Raw genomic sequence first — 16590 nt, 5'->3', positions numbered from 1 at the left:
GAACGGGGGGCAATGGATGAACCGCAATGAACTACGCAAGGCCGACATCAACCTGATGGTGGTGTTCGAGACGTTGATGCTCGAACGCAACGTGACCCGGGCCGCCGAGAAGCTGTTTCTCGGCCAGCCGACCATCAGTTCGGCGCTCAACCGTCTGCGCACCATGCTCAACGATCCGTTGTTCATCCGCGTCGGCCATCGCATGGAGCCGACCGCCCGCGCCGAAGACATCTATCGTCATCTCAAGCCTGCGCTCGACTCGCTGTCGGTGGCGCTGAGCCTGACTCGCGATTTCGATCCTGCCGTCAGCACCATGACTTTTCGCATCGGCCTGTCGGATGACGTCGAATTCGGTCTGCTGCCGCCGCTGTTGCGCGCCTTGCGCCAAGAGGCGCCGAGCGTGGTGTTCGTGGTGCAGCACGTCGATTACTGGCGGATTCCCGATCTGCTGGCCGCCGGCGATATCACCGTCGGCATCAGCCAGACCCGTGGCCTGCCGGCCAACGCAAAGCGCAAACTGCTGCGGCACATTCAGCCGAGCATCCTGCGCGCCGACAAATCCGACACGCCGCTGACCCTCGATGAATATTGCGCACGCCCTCACGTGCTGGTTTCCCACACCGCCAATGTCAGTGGCTATGCCGATGAGTGGCTGGCGGACATCGGTCGCACCCGTCAGGTGGTGTTGTCGGTGCCGCAATACAGTTCGTTGCCGGCGCTGCTGGCCGGCACCGATCTGATCGCCAGCCTGCCGGACTACACCGCCGAAGCCATGGCCGCTTCCGGGTTCTTGTTCAAGGAGCCTTTCCCGTTCAAGACGCCGACCCTCGATCTCTCGATGGTCTGGCTCAGCCACGTCGACAGTGACCCGGCCGAGCGCTGGCTGCGTTCGCGGCTGGAGCAATTCATGAGTGAGCGGCCGGTGATGTCGTCGCTGGCGTGAGTCAGGCGTTGCTGTGTTATATGTACGACCTTTCCGCCGAACCACTGGAGCACCGAGATGCCACACTTGCACCTGGAATACACCGCCAACCTGCCGCAACTGAACGCCGACGTGGCGTTGATCCGGCTCAATAACACGCTGGTGGGTTCCGGTCAGTTCGCGGCGGAGTTCGATATCAAGAGCCGTGCGCTCAAGGTTGAAACCTTCAAGGTCGGCACCGCCATGAACGAGCGCGCCTTTGTCGCGGTGAGGCTGGCGCTGCTCAGCGGTCGTTCCCCGGAGATCAAGAAACAACTCTCGCAAAACCTGTTGGCGGTGCTGCAGGACCTGTGCGAATGGCCGGTCGGTGTCGAAGTGCAGTTGAGCGTGGAACTGCTCGATATCGACCGCGAGTCCTACAGCAAAGTCGCCATCGGCGTGTAAGACTCAGGCTGCCTCCAGCTCCGCGCAGGTCTTGATGACCTGCTCGCGCAGCCAGAGGTTGGCGCTGTCCTGATCGACGTTGTGGCTCCACTGCATGTCAAGGGTGAAACCCGGCAAGCCGTTCGGCGCCTCGCAGTGGTTGAACACGGCGTCGTTGGTCAGCAAACGCTGGATCCGCCGGGGCAGGGTGAGGATGAAATCGGTGCCGGTGATCATCTTCAACGCCGCGCTGTAACTGTTGGAGCGGGCGACGATCTGGCGTTTCTGTGCCTGGCGCGCCAGCCAGCCATCGACCATGTTGGTGGTCGACGTCCACGGTGTAGGGAACACATGTCGACGTTCGGTGAAAGCTTGCAGGCTCAGGCGCGGCTCCAGCGGTGTGGCGCGTTTGTCGAAGACGCAGACCAGGTCATCTTCCAGCAGCATGCGTGATTTCAGGTCGGCGTGGCTGCGATGAAAGTGCGGGCCGAAGCAGATCACCAGATCGAGGCTACCATCGCGCAACTCATCGACCGGCACGTCGGTTTCGAACTTGTGCATGTTGACCATCACCGGCAAGTCATCGAAGTCGAAGCGCTTCAACATTCGCGGCAGGATCAGTTGCTCGAAGTATTCCGGGGCGCAGATGTTGAAGGTCACCGGTTGCGCCATCGGGTCGAAGGTCGGGGCGCCGGCGTGGCAAAGGTTGATGCTTTCGAGGATTTTCTGCACATGGCCATACATGCTGCTGGCCTTGTAGGTCGGACGCATGCCCGTGCGGGTGTTGACGAACAAATCGTCTTCGAAGCTGGTGCGCAGTTTTTTCAGGCAGTAACTGACGGTGGACTGACTGACGAACAGCGCCTCCGACACGTCGGTGACGCTGCTTTGCTCATACACGGCGACAAACACCATGAGATCCTGCATGTCGAGCTTTCTAAGCAAGTTACTGTTCAGCATCCGTTCTGTCTCGCTGTGCTCCTTGCGCCGAATCCGCGCAAACGTGTGCGCATGATCGTAACGGAACGATGGTGCCAGGAGAAAGCCCTGTAGGACTTTTCACGGTCAGTTGTGGGACAGAAAGTTTTAGTAACACGACGTACACAATCAACCACGGAAAAGGTGGCCAGAAGCCTTTATCCAGACGGGTCGGCCTGCCATTCGCCCGATCAGCCGATGTGCCGGGCGTAATGCCGCGGGTTGAAACGAAGCACCATCAACAGCATGAGCGCCATCACCGCCGTCAGTGACCACCAAGCCCACTCGAAGCTGCCCAACTGATCGCGAACCACCCCGGCCATCAGGGGCGACAGCCCGGCAATCAGGTAGCCGATGCCTTGTACGAATGCGGTCAGCCCGCCGGCGCGTTGTGGTTCGTCGAGGTGATCGAGGGATACGATCAGGCTCATCGGAAACAACCCGCCGATGCCCAGACCGAGCAGGCAGGGCCACAACAGGCTCAGGTGCTGCGGGTTGAGGATCAGCCCCAGGAATCCGGTGATGATCAGGCCGAGCAGGGCGCCAAGCACCAGGCGTCGGTCACGGCTGCGATTGGCAATGGCCGGCACCACCAGCCCGGAAATCACCTCCACGGCCGTCAGAAACCCCAGCATCAGGCCGGCATTTTGTTCGCTCCAGCCCTTTTCCACGTAGTACGGCGCCAGCCAGGCGAGCACGCAGGTGTAGGACGCGGTGCCGAGACCGAAGAAGATCGCGAGCAGCCAGGCGCGGGAATTTGTGAAGAAGGTTTCTTTTCTGATAACAGATTGGGTGACGTCCGGTGACGTAGTTCGGGTTGCCCACCACACAGGAATGGCGAGCAATGCCAAAACCGCCCAGACCGCCAGCCCCGCCCGCCAGTTGCCGGTTTGCATCATCACCCACGGTGCGAGCGAAGCGGTCAGCGCCGCGCCGCCCATGATCGAAGTGACGTAAAGACCCATGCACAGCGCCACGTTGTCGGGAAACCGCGATTTGATCAGCGCGGGCATCAGGGCCTGGATCAGGGCAATGCCGATCCCGGCCAGCACGGCGCTGGCGATCAAGCCGCCCGCCGAGTCGAGAAACAACCGCGAAAACGTTGCCACGCCAATGATCAGCAACGATAGCAGTACCGTGCGCTGTTCACCGAGGCGCTGGCTGACCGCCATGCCGAAAAACATCGCCAGCCCCATCGCCATCACCGGCAGCAGGGTCAGCAGCGCTGCGAGACTGAAACTCAGCGCCATATCGCCGCGAATGGCCGAGAGCAAGGGCCCGACCGCCGCCATTGATGGGCGCAGGTTGAGGGCGACCAGGATGATGCCGAGCATCAGCCAGACAGCGGGGCGGGCAGTGGCGCGAACGTTTTCCATCTTCAGACCTTTGAACCAGAGGCGGTTGATTAGGCGGGCAGGCGAGCGGGGCGGCAAATCAGAAAGTCGGGAGCGTTATCGAGAAATTCGATACGGCACCTCGTCGCCCGCGACTGAACCACAGCTGAACCATTCTCAAATACTCTGCAAGTTTCACGGTTATTTTACGGGCCAACTAATCGTTGGCTTCTTTTTCACAAAAAATTGATGGTTGCCTGCTTAAAGTTTGTGTTGTCTGAGTCAATGAAATTTTCACAATTGACGATGGCACTTCTTTCAAGGAAATAGCCCCTCGCCATGTTCAAGTTAAAAGCCGTGCGCCCGGAATGGGTGACGTTGTTTGCCAGCGCCTTTCTTTTGACCGGATTCAATTTCGTTCTCTGGCAACATCTGTTCGACATCACCACTGCGGACGGCAAGGGCATTGCCATGCGTATTGCGTTCGGGGTGATGATCTTCGCGGCGTATAACATCGTGCTGACGTTGCTGGCGTTTCGACCCGTGTTGAAACCGGTGTTGACGTTGTTGTTCATGGTCAGCGCCGGCGTGGCTTATTTCATGAGCCAATACGGTGTAATGATCGATGCCGGCATGTTTCGGAACTTTGCCGAAACCAATGCCACCGAAGTTCGCGACCTGCTTTCTTTTAAGTTGCTGGCTTATATCTTGTTTTTGGGTGTCTTGCCGTCCTGGTTGTTGTGGAAAGTTCCAGTCAACTATCGTCGCTGGCATCGCGAGTTATTAAGCAAAGTTGTGGTAAGTGTCGCGTCGGTCGCGGTCATTGGCGGCGTTGCGCTGGCTAATTATCAAGGGTTGTCCTCGCTGTTTCGCAATCACCACGAAATTCGCTTGATGCTGGTGCCGAGCAACTACATCGGCGCGTCGGCCGGGTATCTGCGGGAGCAGGTTGCTTCGGCGCAGCAACCGTTCGTCAAGATTGGCGAGGATGCCCAGCGTAACGCCGCCGTGCAGAACCATCAGCGTAAATCCCTGACAGTGCTGGTGGTGGGGGAAAGTGCCCGGGCGGAAAACTTCGGCATCCTCGGTTATGGCCGCGACACCACACCGAAACTGGACAAGGAAGCTGGCCTGATCGCCTTCACCGACGTGCATTCCTGCGGCACGGAAACCGCCGTGTCGGTGCCGTGCATGTTCTCCAACATGGGCCGCAAGGATTACGACGCCAGCAAGGCGAAGAATGAGGAAGGGCTGCTGGACGTGCTCAAACGTGCCGGGATCGACGTGATCTGGCGCGACAACCAGTCCGGCTGCAAGGGCACCTGCGATCGCGTCACCCTGCAGGATGTCAGCAACCTGAAAGACCCGGCACTGTGCGCCAACAGCGAATGCCGCGACGAAATCCTGCTGCAAGGCCTGCAAAGCTTCATCGACCACCTGGACAAGGACACCGTGCTGGTCCTGCATCAGATGGGCAGCCACGGCCCGGAGTACTTCAAGCGCTATCCCAAGGAGTACGAGCATTTCACTCCGGTGTGTGAAAGCAACGCGCTGAACAATTGCAGCCGCGAGAGCATCGTCAACGGCTACGACAACACGCTGGTGTACACCGACCATGTTTTGTCGAGCCTGATCGATGTGCTGCGCAGCAATCAGGACAAGGTTGATACCGCCATGCTGTACCTGTCTGACCACGGCGAATCCCTGGGCGAGTACAACCTGTTCCTCCACGGCACGCCGTACATGCTGGCGCCGGAGCAGCAGAAACACGTGGCGATGCTGGCGTGGTTCTCCGACAGCTATCAGAAGTCCTACTCGGTCGACACACATTGCCTGCAAATGAGCCGCGACAAGCCACTGAGCCAGGACAACCTGTTCCATTCGATGCTCGGTCTGCTGGAAGTGCAGAGCAAGGTCTACCAGCCGGATCTGGACATGTTTGCCGGCTGCCGGGGTGCGGTGATCGACGGGGTGTTGGCCAAGGACTGAGCCGGCAGACTCACTCTGTAAGACTATTCTTTCCTTCAGGCAGGAGATTTCATCAAGCTCTTGCCCTGTAGAGGCGCGGAAAGCGCCGGTGGCGATATATACTGCGCGCCATTCTTGAAGGGAGAGCCGTGTGGCCATCGATATTCACTGGATTCGCGACAACGATAGCCTCGCGCAGTTTTGCGCCGAGTGGCAGCAGCTGCCGTTCGTTGCCCTCGACACCGAATTCATGCGGGTCGACACCTTCTACCCGATTGCCGGCCTGTTGCAGGTCGGCGACGGCAAACGCGCCTACCTGATCGACCCGCTGACCATCAACGCCTGGCAACCCTTGGCCGCGTTGCTGGAAAACCCGGCGGTGCTCAAAGTCCTGCACGCCTGCAGCGAAGACCTCGAAGTCCTGCTGCGCCTGACCGGCAGCCTGCCGGCACCGCTGTTCGACACCCAACTGGCCGCTGCCTACCTGAACCTCGGGTTCTCGATGGGCTATTCGCGTCTGGTGCAGGAAGTGCTCGGCATCGAACTGCCGAAGGGCGAAACCCGATCCGACTGGTTGCAGCGTCCGTTGTCCGACACGCAAATCAGCTATGCCGCCGAAGACGCGGTGCATCTGGCGGAGGTTTTTGTCGAGCTGCGACCCAAACTGTCTGACGACAAATTCGCCTGGGTGCTGGAGGACGGCGCCGAGCTGGTCGCCAACCTGCGCCGCGAGACCGATCCGTACGAGGTGTACCGCGAGGCCAAACTGGCGTGGAAACTTTCCCGCGCCCAACTCGCCGTACTGCGCGAACTCTGCGCCTGGCGTGAACGCGAGGCCCGTGCCCGCGATCTGCCGCGCAATCGCATCGTGCGTGAACACTCGCTGTGGCCGCTGGCCCGGACCCAACCGGACAACCTCAGCGCGCTGGGCAAGATCGAAGACATGCACCCGCGTACCGTGCGTCAGGACGGCGAGTTTCTGCTTGATCTGATCAAGCGCTCTGGCAGTGTGGGGCCTGATCAATGGCCGCCAGCTGTGCCGGAGCCATTGCCGATCGAAGCCGCCGCACTGATCAAACAGCTGCGGGCGCTCGGTCAGGCCGAAGCTGAGCGTCTGGGCATCGCGCCGGAACTGATGCTGCGCAAGAAAACCCTCGAAGCGCTGGTCAAAAGCGGCTTCCCCGAGGGCCCTTACCAATTGCCTGATTCGCTGCGTGGCTGGCGCCGCGAGTTGATGGGCCAGAAGCTGCTCGACAGCCTGGCCACCGCCGGAGAACAGCCTTGAAACGTATTTGTTCCATTTATCAAAGTTCGAAGAAAAGCGGCATGTACCTGTACGTGCTCAAGAGCGACGCGCTGGAGCGCGTGCCGGAAGCTCTGATGGCGGCGTTCGGCAAGGCGAAGCATTCCTTCGATCTGGTACTGACTCCCGAGCGCAAGCTGGCCAGCGAAGATATCGCCGTGGTCCTGGAAAACCTCGACAAGCAGGGCTACCACCTGCAAATGCCGCCGGCCGAGGAAGAGTACATCGAGCACTTGCCGGAAGAGTTGCTGCGACGCAACGACCCGGTCTGATCCGCGAGGCCCTGTCCTGGGCCTCTTGTAACCCCTGGAACGGTTTTTACGGCGACGGCTGCCACGAAGTGGACGGCCGCCTGCACGGTTTGCGAAAGGTTTGAAGATGCGCGTTCTGATTGCTGAACACGACCACGCGATATACGCCCGACTGCTGCGTCAGGCGGCCCCGGAGCTTGAAGTGCTGACCAGCGGCGACTCCGCCGAACTGGCCCGCCAGGCCGTCGATTGCCCGGTTTGGCTGGGCCAGCCGGATCTGCTGGCGACCCTGTTGCGTCAGGGCCACCAGCCACAATGGCTGCAATCGACCTGGGCCGGGATCACGCCGCTGCTGGCCGACGGCCTGCGCCGGGATTATCGGTTGACCCGGGCGGTCGGCATTTTCGGTCAGGTCATGGCTGAATACGTGCTGACCTACATGCTCGGGCACGAGCGTGAAGTGCTGGCACGACTGGTCAGCCAGGTCGAGCGCAAATGGGACAACCGCACCGGCCAGAGTCTGGTCGGGCGCAAGGTGCTGATCGTCGGCACCGGTGATATCGGCCAGAGCGTGGCGCAGTTCCTGCTGCCGTTCGGCGTCGAGTTGTACGGCATCGCCAGCAGCGCCCGCGAGCAGGCGCCGTTTGCCGAAGTCGGTTCGATGGCGGACTTGCCGCGTCTGGTGGGCGAGGCGGATTACGTGGTCAATCTGCTGCCCAACACTGAGCACACTCACGACATTTACGACGCGGCGCTGTTCAAGCAATTCAAGCCGACCGGGTTGTTCATCAACGCCGGGCGCGGTGTGGCGGTGGTCGATGCAGATCTGGTCGAAGCGTTGAAGGAAGGCCATCTGGCCGGTGCGGTGATCGACGTTTGCCGTCAGGAGCCGCTGCCACAACGGCACCCGTTCTGGACCGCGTGGGGCTTGCTGCTGACCGGGCACAGCTCGGCGCCGACCTCGCCGCCGATGATGGTGCAGTTGTTTCTGGATAACTTGCGGGCGTATCAGGCGGGTGAAGCGCTGCGCGGGGAAGTGGATTTCGCACGCGGTTACTGATTCACCGCAGTGAAAAATGTGGGAGCGGGCTTGCTCGCGAAAGCGGTTTATCAGTCAGCCAAGTCGTCGACTGGTAAGCCCTCTTCGCGAGCAAGCCCGCTCCCACAGTTCGTTTTGCAGTGTGGCTTAGAGGGTGAAATCGCCTTCAGCCGCCAGCTCGCTCAGCGGACGACGCGGGCTCGGTGTTTCCCGTGCTTGCAGGTATTCCGCCAGGGTTGCCTTGTCACCCAGCTTGCCCACCGCAACGGCGGCGTGCAGCGCATAACCTTCTGGAATGTTCAGCTCCTTGCGGGTCAGCTCCTGATCGAAGCCGGCCATGCCGTGGGTGTGCCAGCCGCTCAGGCTCGCTTGCAGCGCCAGATGCCCCCACGCGGAACCGGTGTCGAAGGTGTGCCACAGCGCTGGCGTTTCCTCGGTCGCGCCCGGTGCGGTGAAGGTGGTTTTCGAAATCACGATCACCAGCGCCGACGCATGCTGTGCCCAGCTGCGGTTGAATTCGTTGAGCAGGCCCAGATAACGCTCCCAGTTCGGCGTGTCGCGACGGGCGTAGAGAAAACGCCACGGCTGCGAGTTGTACGCCGACGGCGCCCAGCGTGCGGCTTCGAAGAAGCTCAGCAGGGTTTCCTCGGAAATTGCTTCGCCGGTAAAGGCGCGGGGCGACCAGCGATCGGTGAACTGCGGGTGGATGGCGTATTCGGCAACGCGAGGGTTGGCACTCATCGAGAGATTCCTTGCTACGTTTGATGACAGGTTGGAAGCGAAACCCGGCGGGATCAGTTGGGCTGAACGATGGGGTCGTGGCGCAAGCCTGCAGTTCACCGGGTGCAACGCGGTCGAGCGTTAATGGCATCCGGCAAAGGCTTGGTGAGACCGGCAAAGCTACTTGGCCGCGCAAAAACTGACAAGCCCCGCACAACCGGCAGTCGCCAGCGCTTGGATCACGGGGCCTTGGGCACTAGACTGGCGACCTTTTCACCACCTGATGTTGATGCTTGAGCCATGGCCGCCAAAGTCGAACCGTTCTGGATACGCAAAACCCTCGATCAACTCGATCACGAGGAATGGGAATCGCTGTGCGACGGATGCGGTCTGTGCTGCCTGCAGAAGCTCGAGGATGAAGAAGACAACAGCGTCTATTACACGCGTATCGCCTGCAAACTGCTGGACCTGAAAACCTGCCAGTGCAGCGATTACCCGAACCGCATGAAATTTGTCCCGGACTGCATCCAGCTCACCCCGGGCCAGGCCGAACAATTCAAATGGCTGCCGCCGACCTGCGGTTATCGGCTGGTCAGCGAAGGCAAGGATCTGCCGCTATGGCATCACCTGGTCTGTGGTGATCGCGACGCGGTGCACCACGAACGGATTTCCCAGTCCGGGCGCATGCTCGCCGAAGGCAGCGTTCCGGAAGACGATTGGGAAGATCACCTGATTTTCCGCGCAGGTTAACGATTGACCAAGGAGCAGGTATGGCGACGGGATTGCGCCGGGCGCTGATCGTCACGCTGCTGGCGCTGAGTGCGCCGGTGTGGGCGGCGAAGAAAGCCGATCTGGATTATCAGGTACGCCTGCTGCCGCAGAGCGATCAGGCCGAAGTACGCATGACCCTCGCCAAGGGCGAAGCGGTGCGCAGCCTGGATTTCGACCTTGGCGATGGCAGCCGCTACAGCGATTTCAAGGCCGACGGCCAGTGGCAACTGACGCCGGGCAAACCGGCGCGCGGGGTCTGGCGCCCGACGGCGGACAAGGCCAGCCTGACCTACCGCGTGCGCATCAGCCATGGTCGCAAGAACGGCAGTTTCGACACGCGCATGACCCCGACCTGGGCGCTGATGCGCGGCGATGAACTGGTGCCGCCAGCCAGGCTCGATCAACAGGACGGCATCGAACTGGTCGCACGCCTGCACTTCGAATTGCCCGACGGCTGGAAAAGCGTCGAAACCGCCTGGCCGCGCATCGGCAAGAACAAATTCCGCATCGATAATCCGTCCCGCCTGTTCGACCGCCCGACCGGCTGGATGCTCGCCGGCCACCTCGGCAGCCGCCGCACGCGGCTGGGCGAGACCGAAGTCACCGTGGCCTCGCCGCAAGGGCAGGGCATGCGCCGGATGGATGTGCTGACGCTGCTGACGTTTGTCTGGCCGCAGGTGCAGGCGGTGTTTCCCCGTCATCCGACCAAGTTGCTGATTGTCGGCGCCAACGATCCGATGTGGCGCGGCAGCCTGGCGGCGCGGGAGTCGATCTACCTCAACTCGCGCTTGCCGCTGGTCAGCGAAAGCGGCAGCAGCGCGCTGGTGCGCGAGTTGGCGCAGGTGTTCGGACGGATCAACGACGAGCAGCGCAGCGACTGGATCAGCGAAGGGTTTGCCGAGTATTACGCCATCGAACTGGTGCGCCGTGCGGGGGGCATGAGCGACGAGCGTTATCAGGCGTTGCAGGCGAAACTCGTGAAGGACAGCCAGAAGGTCACGACCCTGCGCGGCGAGCAGATCAGCCCGACGCAGGTGTCGAAAGCGGTGCTGCTGTTACAGGAGCTGGACGGCGAGATTCGTCTGAAGACACGCAACAAGCGTTCGCTGGATGATGTGCTGCGCGGGGCGATGCATCTGGGGACGGTGGACACCAAAGAGTTCGTGCAACTCGCCGAAAGCATTCTCGGCGAGTCGTCCAAGGTCCTCGATACCGCATTACTGCAGTAATACCGCCTTCGCGAGCAAGCCCGCTCCCACATTTGATCGCATTACAGCTGACGGAGCGCGGTTGAATGTGGGAGCGGGCTTGCTCCGGGCGGCGATCCGACGAAGAGGCCAGAAGCTTCACCGCAAGTTCAGGATCAAACCCCGGCTTTCGGCGATTTCACCGAATCATTGCCGGTCACCGTGGCGGTGTTGGTCGCCGCTTCGGCATTGGCTTTGAGCTTGCTCAGCTCGTCGCCGGCCCGCTCGATCTTTGCCCGCACGTTGTTCATGTCCTGACGGCTTTTCTCCAGCAGGCTTTTCACCGAGCTGTGACCGGTGATGCCGCGGGCCATGGCCACGCCGCCAATCGCCACCTGAATCAGCCCGAATACGCCGCCACGGCGCAGGCCCTTGCCGACCATGATCACGCCGCCGGCCAGCGAGCCGATGCGCTCCCAGCCTTCGACGTTCTGCTCGGAACGGCTCTGGAACGGGGTGGATTCGATACGCTCGACGCGTTTGAGCTCGGTCATGATCTTTCTCCAGGCAATGAGTAATCGATAAACAAGCTGACTGCGCAGGCGGTCAGCTCGTTCCATCGGATGTGCGGTGTTTCAGCGGAATTTCGGCCCGGAGCGGGTGTTCAGGCCTTTGGCCATGCGGTCGTAAAGCACGACGTTGACCGTGGCGGCGAGGTTCATGCAACCGGTGGTCGGGATGTACACGACGTCTTCGCACCAGTCGCGGATCTCCTGATCCAGCGAACCATCTTCGGGGCCGAAGATGTACAGGGCTCGATCGGGGTGGGTGTATTCCGGCAGCGGGCGGGCGCCGTCGACCAGTTCCACGGCGACCGGGACGCAGTTCAGCGGCAGGATCTTTTTCAGGTCGTCGATGCCGATCAGCGGGATGTCGTAGTGCACGCGCTTGGTGTCGGTCACGAAGTCGGCGGCGCGCTCATAGCGCTTGCCGGTGTAGAACACGGTCGACACGCCGTAGCAGCCTGCGGCGCGCATCACCGAACCGACGTTTTCCGGTGATTTGGGATTATACAAACCAATGCAGCTGTACCGTTTGTCTGCCACGAGCGGGGTGCCTTCGGGAAAAAAGAGGGCGATTATACGGGGATTGGGGGAGGGGTGTTCAGTTTGAGATTGGTGGTGTCCGAGACACCGCCATCGCTAGCAAGCTAGCTCCCACAGTGATCTCTATCGTTCACAAATTCTGAGTACACCAGAGAAACCTGTGGGAGCGGGCTTGCCCGCGAAGAGGCCGGTGTGGCCAATGAAGATCTTCAGTCTTCTTTCTTCATCAACCCGGCCAGGGCAGCAAACGGATTATGTGTGGCCTTGGCGATTTTCGGCGTGCTCAGCGAGCCTTCGCCGAAGTACTGCTGGTCGGTGTAGCGCGAGTGTTCGTTGTCGTGGCAGTACAGGCACAGCAGCTCCCAGTTGGAACCGTCCTGCGGGTTGTTGTCGTGGTTGTGGTCGCGGTGGTGCACGGTCAGTTCGCTCAGGCGCTTGCCGGAAAACTCACGGGCGCAGCGGCCGCACACGTGCGGGTACATCTTCAGGGCCTTGTCGCGGTAGCCCATTTCCTTGTCACGCTGGTTGTCGGCGAGAATGCGATCCAGCTTCGAAGTGTTGGTCGGGGTGGACGAACTCATGGGTTCACCTTTGTAGAAAGACTAATGACGGTTATGAGGCAAGTTTAGCTCAGCCCTTGAGCTTCTCGGCAATCCAGATCGTGTGGCGCGTGCCCTTGTTGCCGTGGGCGAAGACCTGGACTTCCTCGGCCTTGAAGCCGGCCTTCTTCAGTTTGTCGGAAAACTGCCGGTCGGCGCTGGCCGACCACACCGCCAGCACGCCCTTGGGTCGCATCGCCTTGGCGCACGCGGCCAGGCCTGCGGCGGAATACAGCCAGCTGTTGGCCTTCTGGGTCAGGCCTTCGGGGCCGTTGTCGACGTCGAGCATGATCGCGTCGAAGCCGTTCGGCTCGCTTTGCAGCACCTTGGCCACGTCTTCCTGACGGATCACCGTGCGCGGGTCGAGCAACGGACGTCCGGACTTTTCACCGAGCGGGCCGCGATTCCACTCGACCACACCGGGCACCAGTTCGGCGACTACCACTTCGGCGCTCTTGCCCAGATGCTTGAGCGCGGAGGCGAGGGTGAAGCCCATGCCCAGGCCGCCGATCAGCACGCGCGAGTTCGGCCGGCCGGCGACCTTGCGGCACGGGATCTCGGCCAGCGCGTCTTCGGAGCCATGCATGCGGGTGTTCATCAATTGGCCGCCATCGCCGCCCTGGATCTTGATGACGAAGTCTTCGCCATACTCGAACAGGCACAGGGCGCCGCCGTTGTCAGGGATCGGCGTGGTGTCGAGCAGAACGAAACGTTTCATGGAAATCTCTACAGGGGGGAAGGCAAGGCGGCGCGTTGGGAGTAGCCTGAAGGCAGACTTCAGGCCAACGGAGCCCTTGATGAAGCGCACCATTCTAACGGTCATTACCCTGGCCGCGCTCTCGATAACTGCCGTACAGGCGCAACAGACGATTCCCGTCAACCCGATGCCGCCAGCCGGGTCGCCCGGTTCGCCCGGCACCGCGACGCCGACGCCGTATCCGCAGATCAACCCTGCACCCATTCCCAGGACCGGCCCCGGCAGCGGTGGCCCACCGTTGGTGCCGATCGAAATGCCCAGTCCGCCGACCAAGGATCAGCCATTGCCGGGTCTGGAACAGAACGACAACAAACCCAAATCCCCGGGAGGCTAGATCTGCTGGGCGGCGAGTTGGCCGTCAGCCATGCGCAGGCGTTTGGAGAGGGATACGGCGAGGGCACGGATGATCTTGGCGGCGATCTTCGGCGCGTCGTTGAGCATTTTTTCCAGTGAGTCCTTGCCGAGGTTGAGCAACTGACAGTTGCTCGCCGCGACGCAGGTTGCCGAGCGGCGTTCGCCATCCAGCACCGCCATTTCGCCGAATGCGCGACCGCTGCGCAGGGTAGCCATGGTCACGACCTGGCCGTCGCCGCCGGTTTTCTGCACGGCCACCTGGCCGGTGTGAATGATGCACATGAAACTGCCGGCATCGCCTTCGCGAAAGATCGCTTCGCCTTCAGTCACGGTGCTGATGCTGAAGTAGCCCGAGGCAGCGGCAAAATCCGCCAGTTGCAATTGATCGAACAGGCCGCAGTCCATCAGCCAGTCGCGGATTTCGTTGTTCAGTAGAGTGGGTTCTGACATGTCGTCACAGTCTTTTTGTTTTCACAGGTTGCAGGCACTACACGGATCGTTGTGGGAGCGAGCTTGCTTGCGAATGCGGTGGATCAGCCAATATCAGTCTCCACTGACCTGACGCCTTCGTCGGATCGCCGCCCGGAGCAAGCTCGCTCCCACAATGGGATCTGTGGTGTATCGACCGCCGGGGTCTGGAATTAAGACCCAAGTGACCGGCGGAGTTCCTCAGGCAATGCCCAGAACCTTGAAAACAAATGCATATTCGAGCGCTACGTCACGTAATCCCTGATAACGCCCGCTCATCCCGCCGTGGCCGGCGCCCAGTTCGGTCTTGAGCAGCAATGGATTGTCATCGGTCTTGGTCGCGCGCAACTTCGCTACCCACTTGGCTGCTTCCCAGTACTGCACGCGGCTGTCGTTGTAGCCGGCGATCACCAGCGTTGCGGGATACGCCTGCGCGGTGACGTTTTCGTACGGCGCGTAGGCCTTGATCCGCTCGTAGACCTCCGGCTCTTCGGGATTGCCCCACTCGTCGTATTCAGTGACGGTCAGCGGCAGATCCGGGTCGAGCATGGTGTTGAGCACATCGACGAACGGCACTTCGGCAATCGCCACGCCGAACAGATCCGGACGTTGGTTGAGCACCGCACCGATCAGCAAGCCACCGGCGCTGCCGCCGCTGATCGCCAGTTGTGGCGCGGTGGTGATGCCGTTGAGGATCAGGAATTCGGCGCAGGCAATGAAGTCGCTGAAGGTGTTGTGCTTGTGCTCCTGCTTGCCGGCGCGGTACCAGGCTTCGCCCAGTTCACCGCCGCCACGCACGTGGGCGATGGCGAACGCCATGCCGCGATCCAGCAGGCTCAGGCGAGCGTGGGAGAACCACGGATCAAGGCTCGAACCGTAGGCACCGTAACCATACAGATACAGCGGCACCGCTTTGCCGACCATTTCCCGTTTCATCACCACACTGATCGGCACCTGGGTGCCGTCCGGCGCAGTGGCCCACAGGCGTTGGCTGACGTAGGCGTCGGCGTCGAACGGACCGAGCACCGGGGTTTCCTTGAGGACGGTCTGTTCGCCGGTGGCGAGAATCAGTTGCCGAACCTGAGCCGGACGGTTCAGCGCTTCATAGCGCAGGCGAATGCGGTCGCTTTCGAATTCCAGGCTGTTTTGCACGTAGAGGCTGTAGGCCGCGTCCGGCAATTGCACGCGATAAGGCGCCAGACCGTGTGGGCGAACTTCAATGATCGGCAGACCACCTTCGCGCAGGCTCAGGGTCAAGGCTTCGGCATTGAGGGTCACGCCATCGAGCATCACCGAATAGCTGTGCGGGATCAGGTTCTGCCAGTCGGCTTCGCTCGGTACGATACCGGTGTCCGGCGCCTGATACAGGGCGAAGTTGATGCCGTCGCGGTTGGTGCGGATGAACCAGGTCCATTCGCCATCGAGCTTGCCGTGGTCGACGTCGTATTCGTGATTCTCGACCCGTGGCGCCAGGCAAGTGAACGGCTGCTGCGGCTGATTGGCGTCCAGCGCCCAGACTTCGCTGGTGGTCTTGCTGCCCAGCGACAACAGCAATTGCTGCTCGGAGCTGGCGCGGTAGCAATGCAGGAAGAAACGCCCGTCCGGCTCGTGGAATACTTCTTCGGCGGCAGTGCCGTCCAGGCGATAGCGGAACAATTTATGCGGGCGATGAGTGTCGTCGAGCACACCGAAGAACAGCGTCAGGCTGTCATTGGCCCAGGTCATGCTGCCGTCGCAGTCCTGGAATTCCAGTTCGCTGACGCGGTCGCTGGATAATTCCTTCACGAACAGCGTGTAAATCTCATCGCCCGAGGCGTCGACGCTGTAGGCCAGACGCTGGTGATCCGGGCTGATGCTGAACGCGCCGAGGGAGAAAAAGCCGCCGTTGGCCAGTGCGTTCGGGTCGAGCAGCAGCTGTTCGCGGCTTTCATCGAGGGTCAGGCTGTCGTCGGCCGGGCGCGGGCAACGATAGTGACGGGCATATTCGTCACCCGCTGTGGTGCGGGTGTAATACAGGTACGGGCCCCATGGCGAGGGGAGGGACAGATCGGTTTCGAGGATCCGGCCCTTGATCTCCTCGAACAGGGTTTCGCGCAGTTCGGCTTGATCGGCGGTCTGTGCCTGCTGATAGTCGTTTTCAGCCTTGAGGTAGTCGAGCACCGCGTCGGTGTCGCGTTCCTGCAGCCAGGCGTACGGGTCGTGACCGGCAGCCTTGTGGGCAATCGGGGCGCTGCTGACGTTGGCGGATACGGGCATGGAAAGCTCTCGAAAATATAACGGAATAGGGTTTCGCAACCTGTGGGAGCGAGCTTGCTCGCGAAAGCGGAGGCTCAGTCAATAATAGTGTTGAATCTGACGGACTCTTCGTCGGATCGCCGCCGGACCAAACTCGCTCCCACAATGTCCGGGG

General features: G+C 61.2%; 18 protein-coding genes. 9 read left to right on the top strand and 9 right to left on the bottom strand.

Annotated features, from left to right (window positions below; all coding sequences use genetic code 11):
• Positions 1 to 16: 16 nt before the first annotated feature.
• Both CAF63_RS01500 and CAF63_RS01495 read left to right on the top strand, forming a co-directional pair.
• Positions 17 to 943, top strand: coding sequence for a LysR substrate-binding domain-containing protein (locus CAF63_RS01500; protein WP_085683118.1), 927 nt, complete (start codon positions 17 to 19; stop codon positions 941 to 943).
• A gap of 57 nt (positions 944 to 1000) precedes the next feature.
• On the top strand, positions 1001 to 1366 hold the full coding sequence (locus tag CAF63_RS01495) for a 5-carboxymethyl-2-hydroxymuconate Delta-isomerase (RefSeq protein WP_085683117.1): 366 nt from the start codon (positions 1001 to 1003) through the stop codon (positions 1364 to 1366).
• Between the two features lie 3 nt (positions 1367 to 1369).
• Here the strand turns inward: CAF63_RS01495 and CAF63_RS01490 are convergent, their stop codons facing one another.
• A complete protein-coding gene (locus CAF63_RS01490; protein WP_085683116.1) occupies positions 1370 to 2305 on the bottom strand; it encodes a LysR family transcriptional regulator in 936 nt (311 codons plus the stop codon).
• A 209-nt stretch (positions 2306 to 2514) separates the two neighbouring features.
• Positions 2515 to 3699: a cyanate transporter gene (locus CAF63_RS01485; protein ID WP_085683115.1), complete on the bottom strand. Its 1185-nt coding sequence runs from the start codon at positions 3697 to 3699 to the stop codon at positions 2515 to 2517.
• A 297-nt stretch (positions 3700 to 3996) separates the two neighbouring features.
• On the opposite strand from CAF63_RS01485, the gene CAF63_RS01480 reads away from it, so the two are divergent.
• From CAF63_RS01480 to CAF63_RS01465, 4 genes are all read left to right on the top strand, one after another.
• Positions 3997 to 5646 (top strand): phosphoethanolamine transferase, encoded by a 1650-nt coding sequence (locus tag CAF63_RS01480; RefSeq protein ID WP_085683114.1) that lies wholly within the window; start codon positions 3997 to 3999, stop codon positions 5644 to 5646.
• 130 nt (positions 5647 to 5776) lie between these two features.
• Positions 5777 to 6910, top strand: a complete 1134-nt coding sequence (gene rnd, locus CAF63_RS01475) for a ribonuclease D (RefSeq protein WP_085683113.1) — start codon at positions 5777 to 5779, stop codon at positions 6908 to 6910.
• Positions 6907 to 7200, top strand: a complete 294-nt coding sequence (locus CAF63_RS01470; RefSeq protein WP_085683112.1) for a YcgL domain-containing protein — start codon at positions 6907 to 6909, stop codon at positions 7198 to 7200. The genes rnd and CAF63_RS01470 overlap by 4 nt, the downstream gene beginning before the upstream one ends.
• A 106-nt stretch (positions 7201 to 7306) precedes the next feature.
• Positions 7307 to 8239 (top strand): D-2-hydroxyacid dehydrogenase, encoded by a 933-nt coding sequence (locus tag CAF63_RS01465; protein WP_085683111.1) that lies wholly within the window; start codon positions 7307 to 7309, stop codon positions 8237 to 8239.
• Between the two features lie 126 nt (positions 8240 to 8365).
• Here the strand turns inward: CAF63_RS01465 and CAF63_RS01460 are convergent, their stop codons facing one another.
• Complete coding sequence (locus CAF63_RS01460; protein WP_085683110.1) at positions 8366 to 8959, bottom strand: nitroreductase family protein; 594 nt, start codon at positions 8957 to 8959, stop codon at positions 8366 to 8368.
• 279 nt (positions 8960 to 9238) lie between these two features.
• Here CAF63_RS01460 and CAF63_RS01455 point away from each other — a divergent pair, with 279 nt between their 5' ends.
• Both CAF63_RS01455 and CAF63_RS01450 read left to right on the top strand, forming a co-directional pair.
• Complete coding sequence (locus CAF63_RS01455) at positions 9239 to 9688, top strand: YcgN family cysteine cluster protein (RefSeq protein ID WP_085683109.1); 450 nt, start codon at positions 9239 to 9241, stop codon at positions 9686 to 9688.
• A gap of 20 nt (positions 9689 to 9708) precedes the next feature.
• A complete protein-coding gene (locus CAF63_RS01450) occupies positions 9709 to 10938 on the top strand; it encodes a hypothetical protein (protein WP_085683108.1) in 1230 nt (409 codons plus the stop codon).
• Positions 10939 to 11072: 134 nt separating this feature from the next.
• Here CAF63_RS01450 and CAF63_RS01445 read toward each other — a convergent pair whose 3' ends face one another.
• The 4 genes from CAF63_RS01445 to CAF63_RS01430 all read right to left on the bottom strand — a co-directional run bounded on the left by CAF63_RS01445 (position 11073) and on the right by CAF63_RS01430 (position 13319).
• Complete coding sequence (locus CAF63_RS01445) at positions 11073 to 11450, bottom strand: DUF2892 domain-containing protein (protein ID WP_085683107.1); 378 nt, start codon at positions 11448 to 11450, stop codon at positions 11073 to 11075.
• A gap of 81 nt (positions 11451 to 11531) precedes the next feature.
• Positions 11532 to 12002, bottom strand: coding sequence for an RNA methyltransferase (locus CAF63_RS01440; protein WP_007958066.1), 471 nt, complete (start codon positions 12000 to 12002; stop codon positions 11532 to 11534).
• Between the two features lie 209 nt (positions 12003 to 12211).
• A complete protein-coding gene (locus CAF63_RS01435; RefSeq protein WP_007944009.1) occupies positions 12212 to 12583 on the bottom strand; it encodes a YajD family HNH nuclease in 372 nt (123 codons plus the stop codon).
• A 49-nt stretch (positions 12584 to 12632) separates the two neighbouring features.
• Positions 12633 to 13319: a hypothetical protein gene (locus CAF63_RS01430; RefSeq protein WP_011332930.1), complete on the bottom strand. Its 687-nt coding sequence runs from the start codon at positions 13317 to 13319 to the stop codon at positions 12633 to 12635.
• A 79-nt stretch (positions 13320 to 13398) separates the two neighbouring features.
• Here CAF63_RS01430 and CAF63_RS01425 point away from each other — a divergent pair, with 79 nt between their 5' ends.
• Positions 13399 to 13692 carry a hypothetical protein gene (locus CAF63_RS01425; protein ID WP_085683106.1) on the top strand — a complete coding sequence of 98 codons (294 nt, stop codon included), beginning with the start codon at positions 13399 to 13401 and terminating at the stop codon, positions 13690 to 13692.
• Here CAF63_RS01425 and CAF63_RS01420 read toward each other — a convergent pair.
• The gene (locus tag CAF63_RS01420; RefSeq protein ID WP_085683105.1) at positions 13689 to 14162 is read right to left on the bottom strand and encodes a cyclic nucleotide-binding domain-containing protein; all 474 of its coding nucleotides are present in this window, start codon (positions 14160 to 14162) and stop codon (positions 13689 to 13691) included. The genes CAF63_RS01425 and CAF63_RS01420 overlap by 4 nt on opposite strands.
• A 219-nt stretch (positions 14163 to 14381) precedes the next feature.
• The gene (locus tag CAF63_RS01415) at positions 14382 to 16436 is read right to left on the bottom strand and encodes a S9 family peptidase (protein WP_085683104.1); all 2055 of its coding nucleotides are present in this window, start codon (positions 16434 to 16436) and stop codon (positions 14382 to 14384) included.
• Positions 16437 to 16590 lie beyond the last annotated feature (154 nt).

Origin of the sequence: Pseudomonas sp. B20(2017) (assembly GCF_002113125.1) — a bacterium.
Lineage (GTDB): Bacteria > Pseudomonadota > Gammaproteobacteria > Pseudomonadales > Pseudomonadaceae > Aquipseudomonas.
Note: the sequence above shows the minus strand (reverse complement) of the source record. Positions and strands in the feature narration are given on the sequence as shown.

Coding starts and splice junctions, on each gene's coding strand:
- CAF63_RS01425 (WP_085683106.1), top strand. CDS start 13,399: ATGAAGCGCACCATTCTAACGGTCATTACCCTGGCCGCGCTCTCGATA.
- CAF63_RS01480 (WP_085683114.1), top strand. CDS start 3,997: ATGTTCAAGTTAAAAGCCGTGCGCCCGGAATGGGTGACGTTGTTTGCC.
- CAF63_RS01455 (WP_085683109.1), top strand. CDS start 9,239: ATGGCCGCCAAAGTCGAACCGTTCTGGATACGCAAAACCCTCGATCAA.
- CAF63_RS01490 (WP_085683116.1), bottom strand. CDS start 2,305: ATGCTGAACAGTAACTTGCTTAGAAAGCTCGACATGCAGGATCTCATG.
- CAF63_RS01435 (WP_007944009.1), bottom strand. CDS start 12,583: ATGAGTTCGTCCACCCCGACCAACACTTCGAAGCTGGATCGCATTCTC.
- CAF63_RS01460 (WP_085683110.1), bottom strand. CDS start 8,959: ATGAGTGCCAACCCTCGCGTTGCCGAATACGCCATCCACCCGCAGTTC.
- CAF63_RS01430 (WP_011332930.1), bottom strand. CDS start 13,319: ATGAAACGTTTCGTTCTGCTCGACACCACGCCGATCCCTGACAACGGC.
- CAF63_RS01415 (WP_085683104.1), bottom strand. CDS start 16,436: ATGCCCGTATCCGCCAACGTCAGCAGCGCCCCGATTGCCCACAAGGCT.
- CAF63_RS01450 (WP_085683108.1), top strand. CDS start 9,709: ATGGCGACGGGATTGCGCCGGGCGCTGATCGTCACGCTGCTGGCGCTG.
- CAF63_RS01445 (WP_085683107.1), bottom strand. CDS start 11,450: ATGACCGAGCTCAAACGCGTCGAGCGTATCGAATCCACCCCGTTCCAG.
- CAF63_RS01420 (WP_085683105.1), bottom strand. CDS start 14,162: ATGTCAGAACCCACTCTACTGAACAACGAAATCCGCGACTGGCTGATG.
- CAF63_RS01500 (WP_085683118.1), top strand. CDS start 17: ATGAACCGCAATGAACTACGCAAGGCCGACATCAACCTGATGGTGGTG.
- CAF63_RS01495 (WP_085683117.1), top strand. CDS start 1,001: ATGCCACACTTGCACCTGGAATACACCGCCAACCTGCCGCAACTGAAC.
- CAF63_RS01485 (WP_085683115.1), bottom strand. CDS start 3,699: ATGGAAAACGTTCGCGCCACTGCCCGCCCCGCTGTCTGGCTGATGCTC.
- CAF63_RS01465 (WP_085683111.1), top strand. CDS start 7,307: ATGCGCGTTCTGATTGCTGAACACGACCACGCGATATACGCCCGACTG.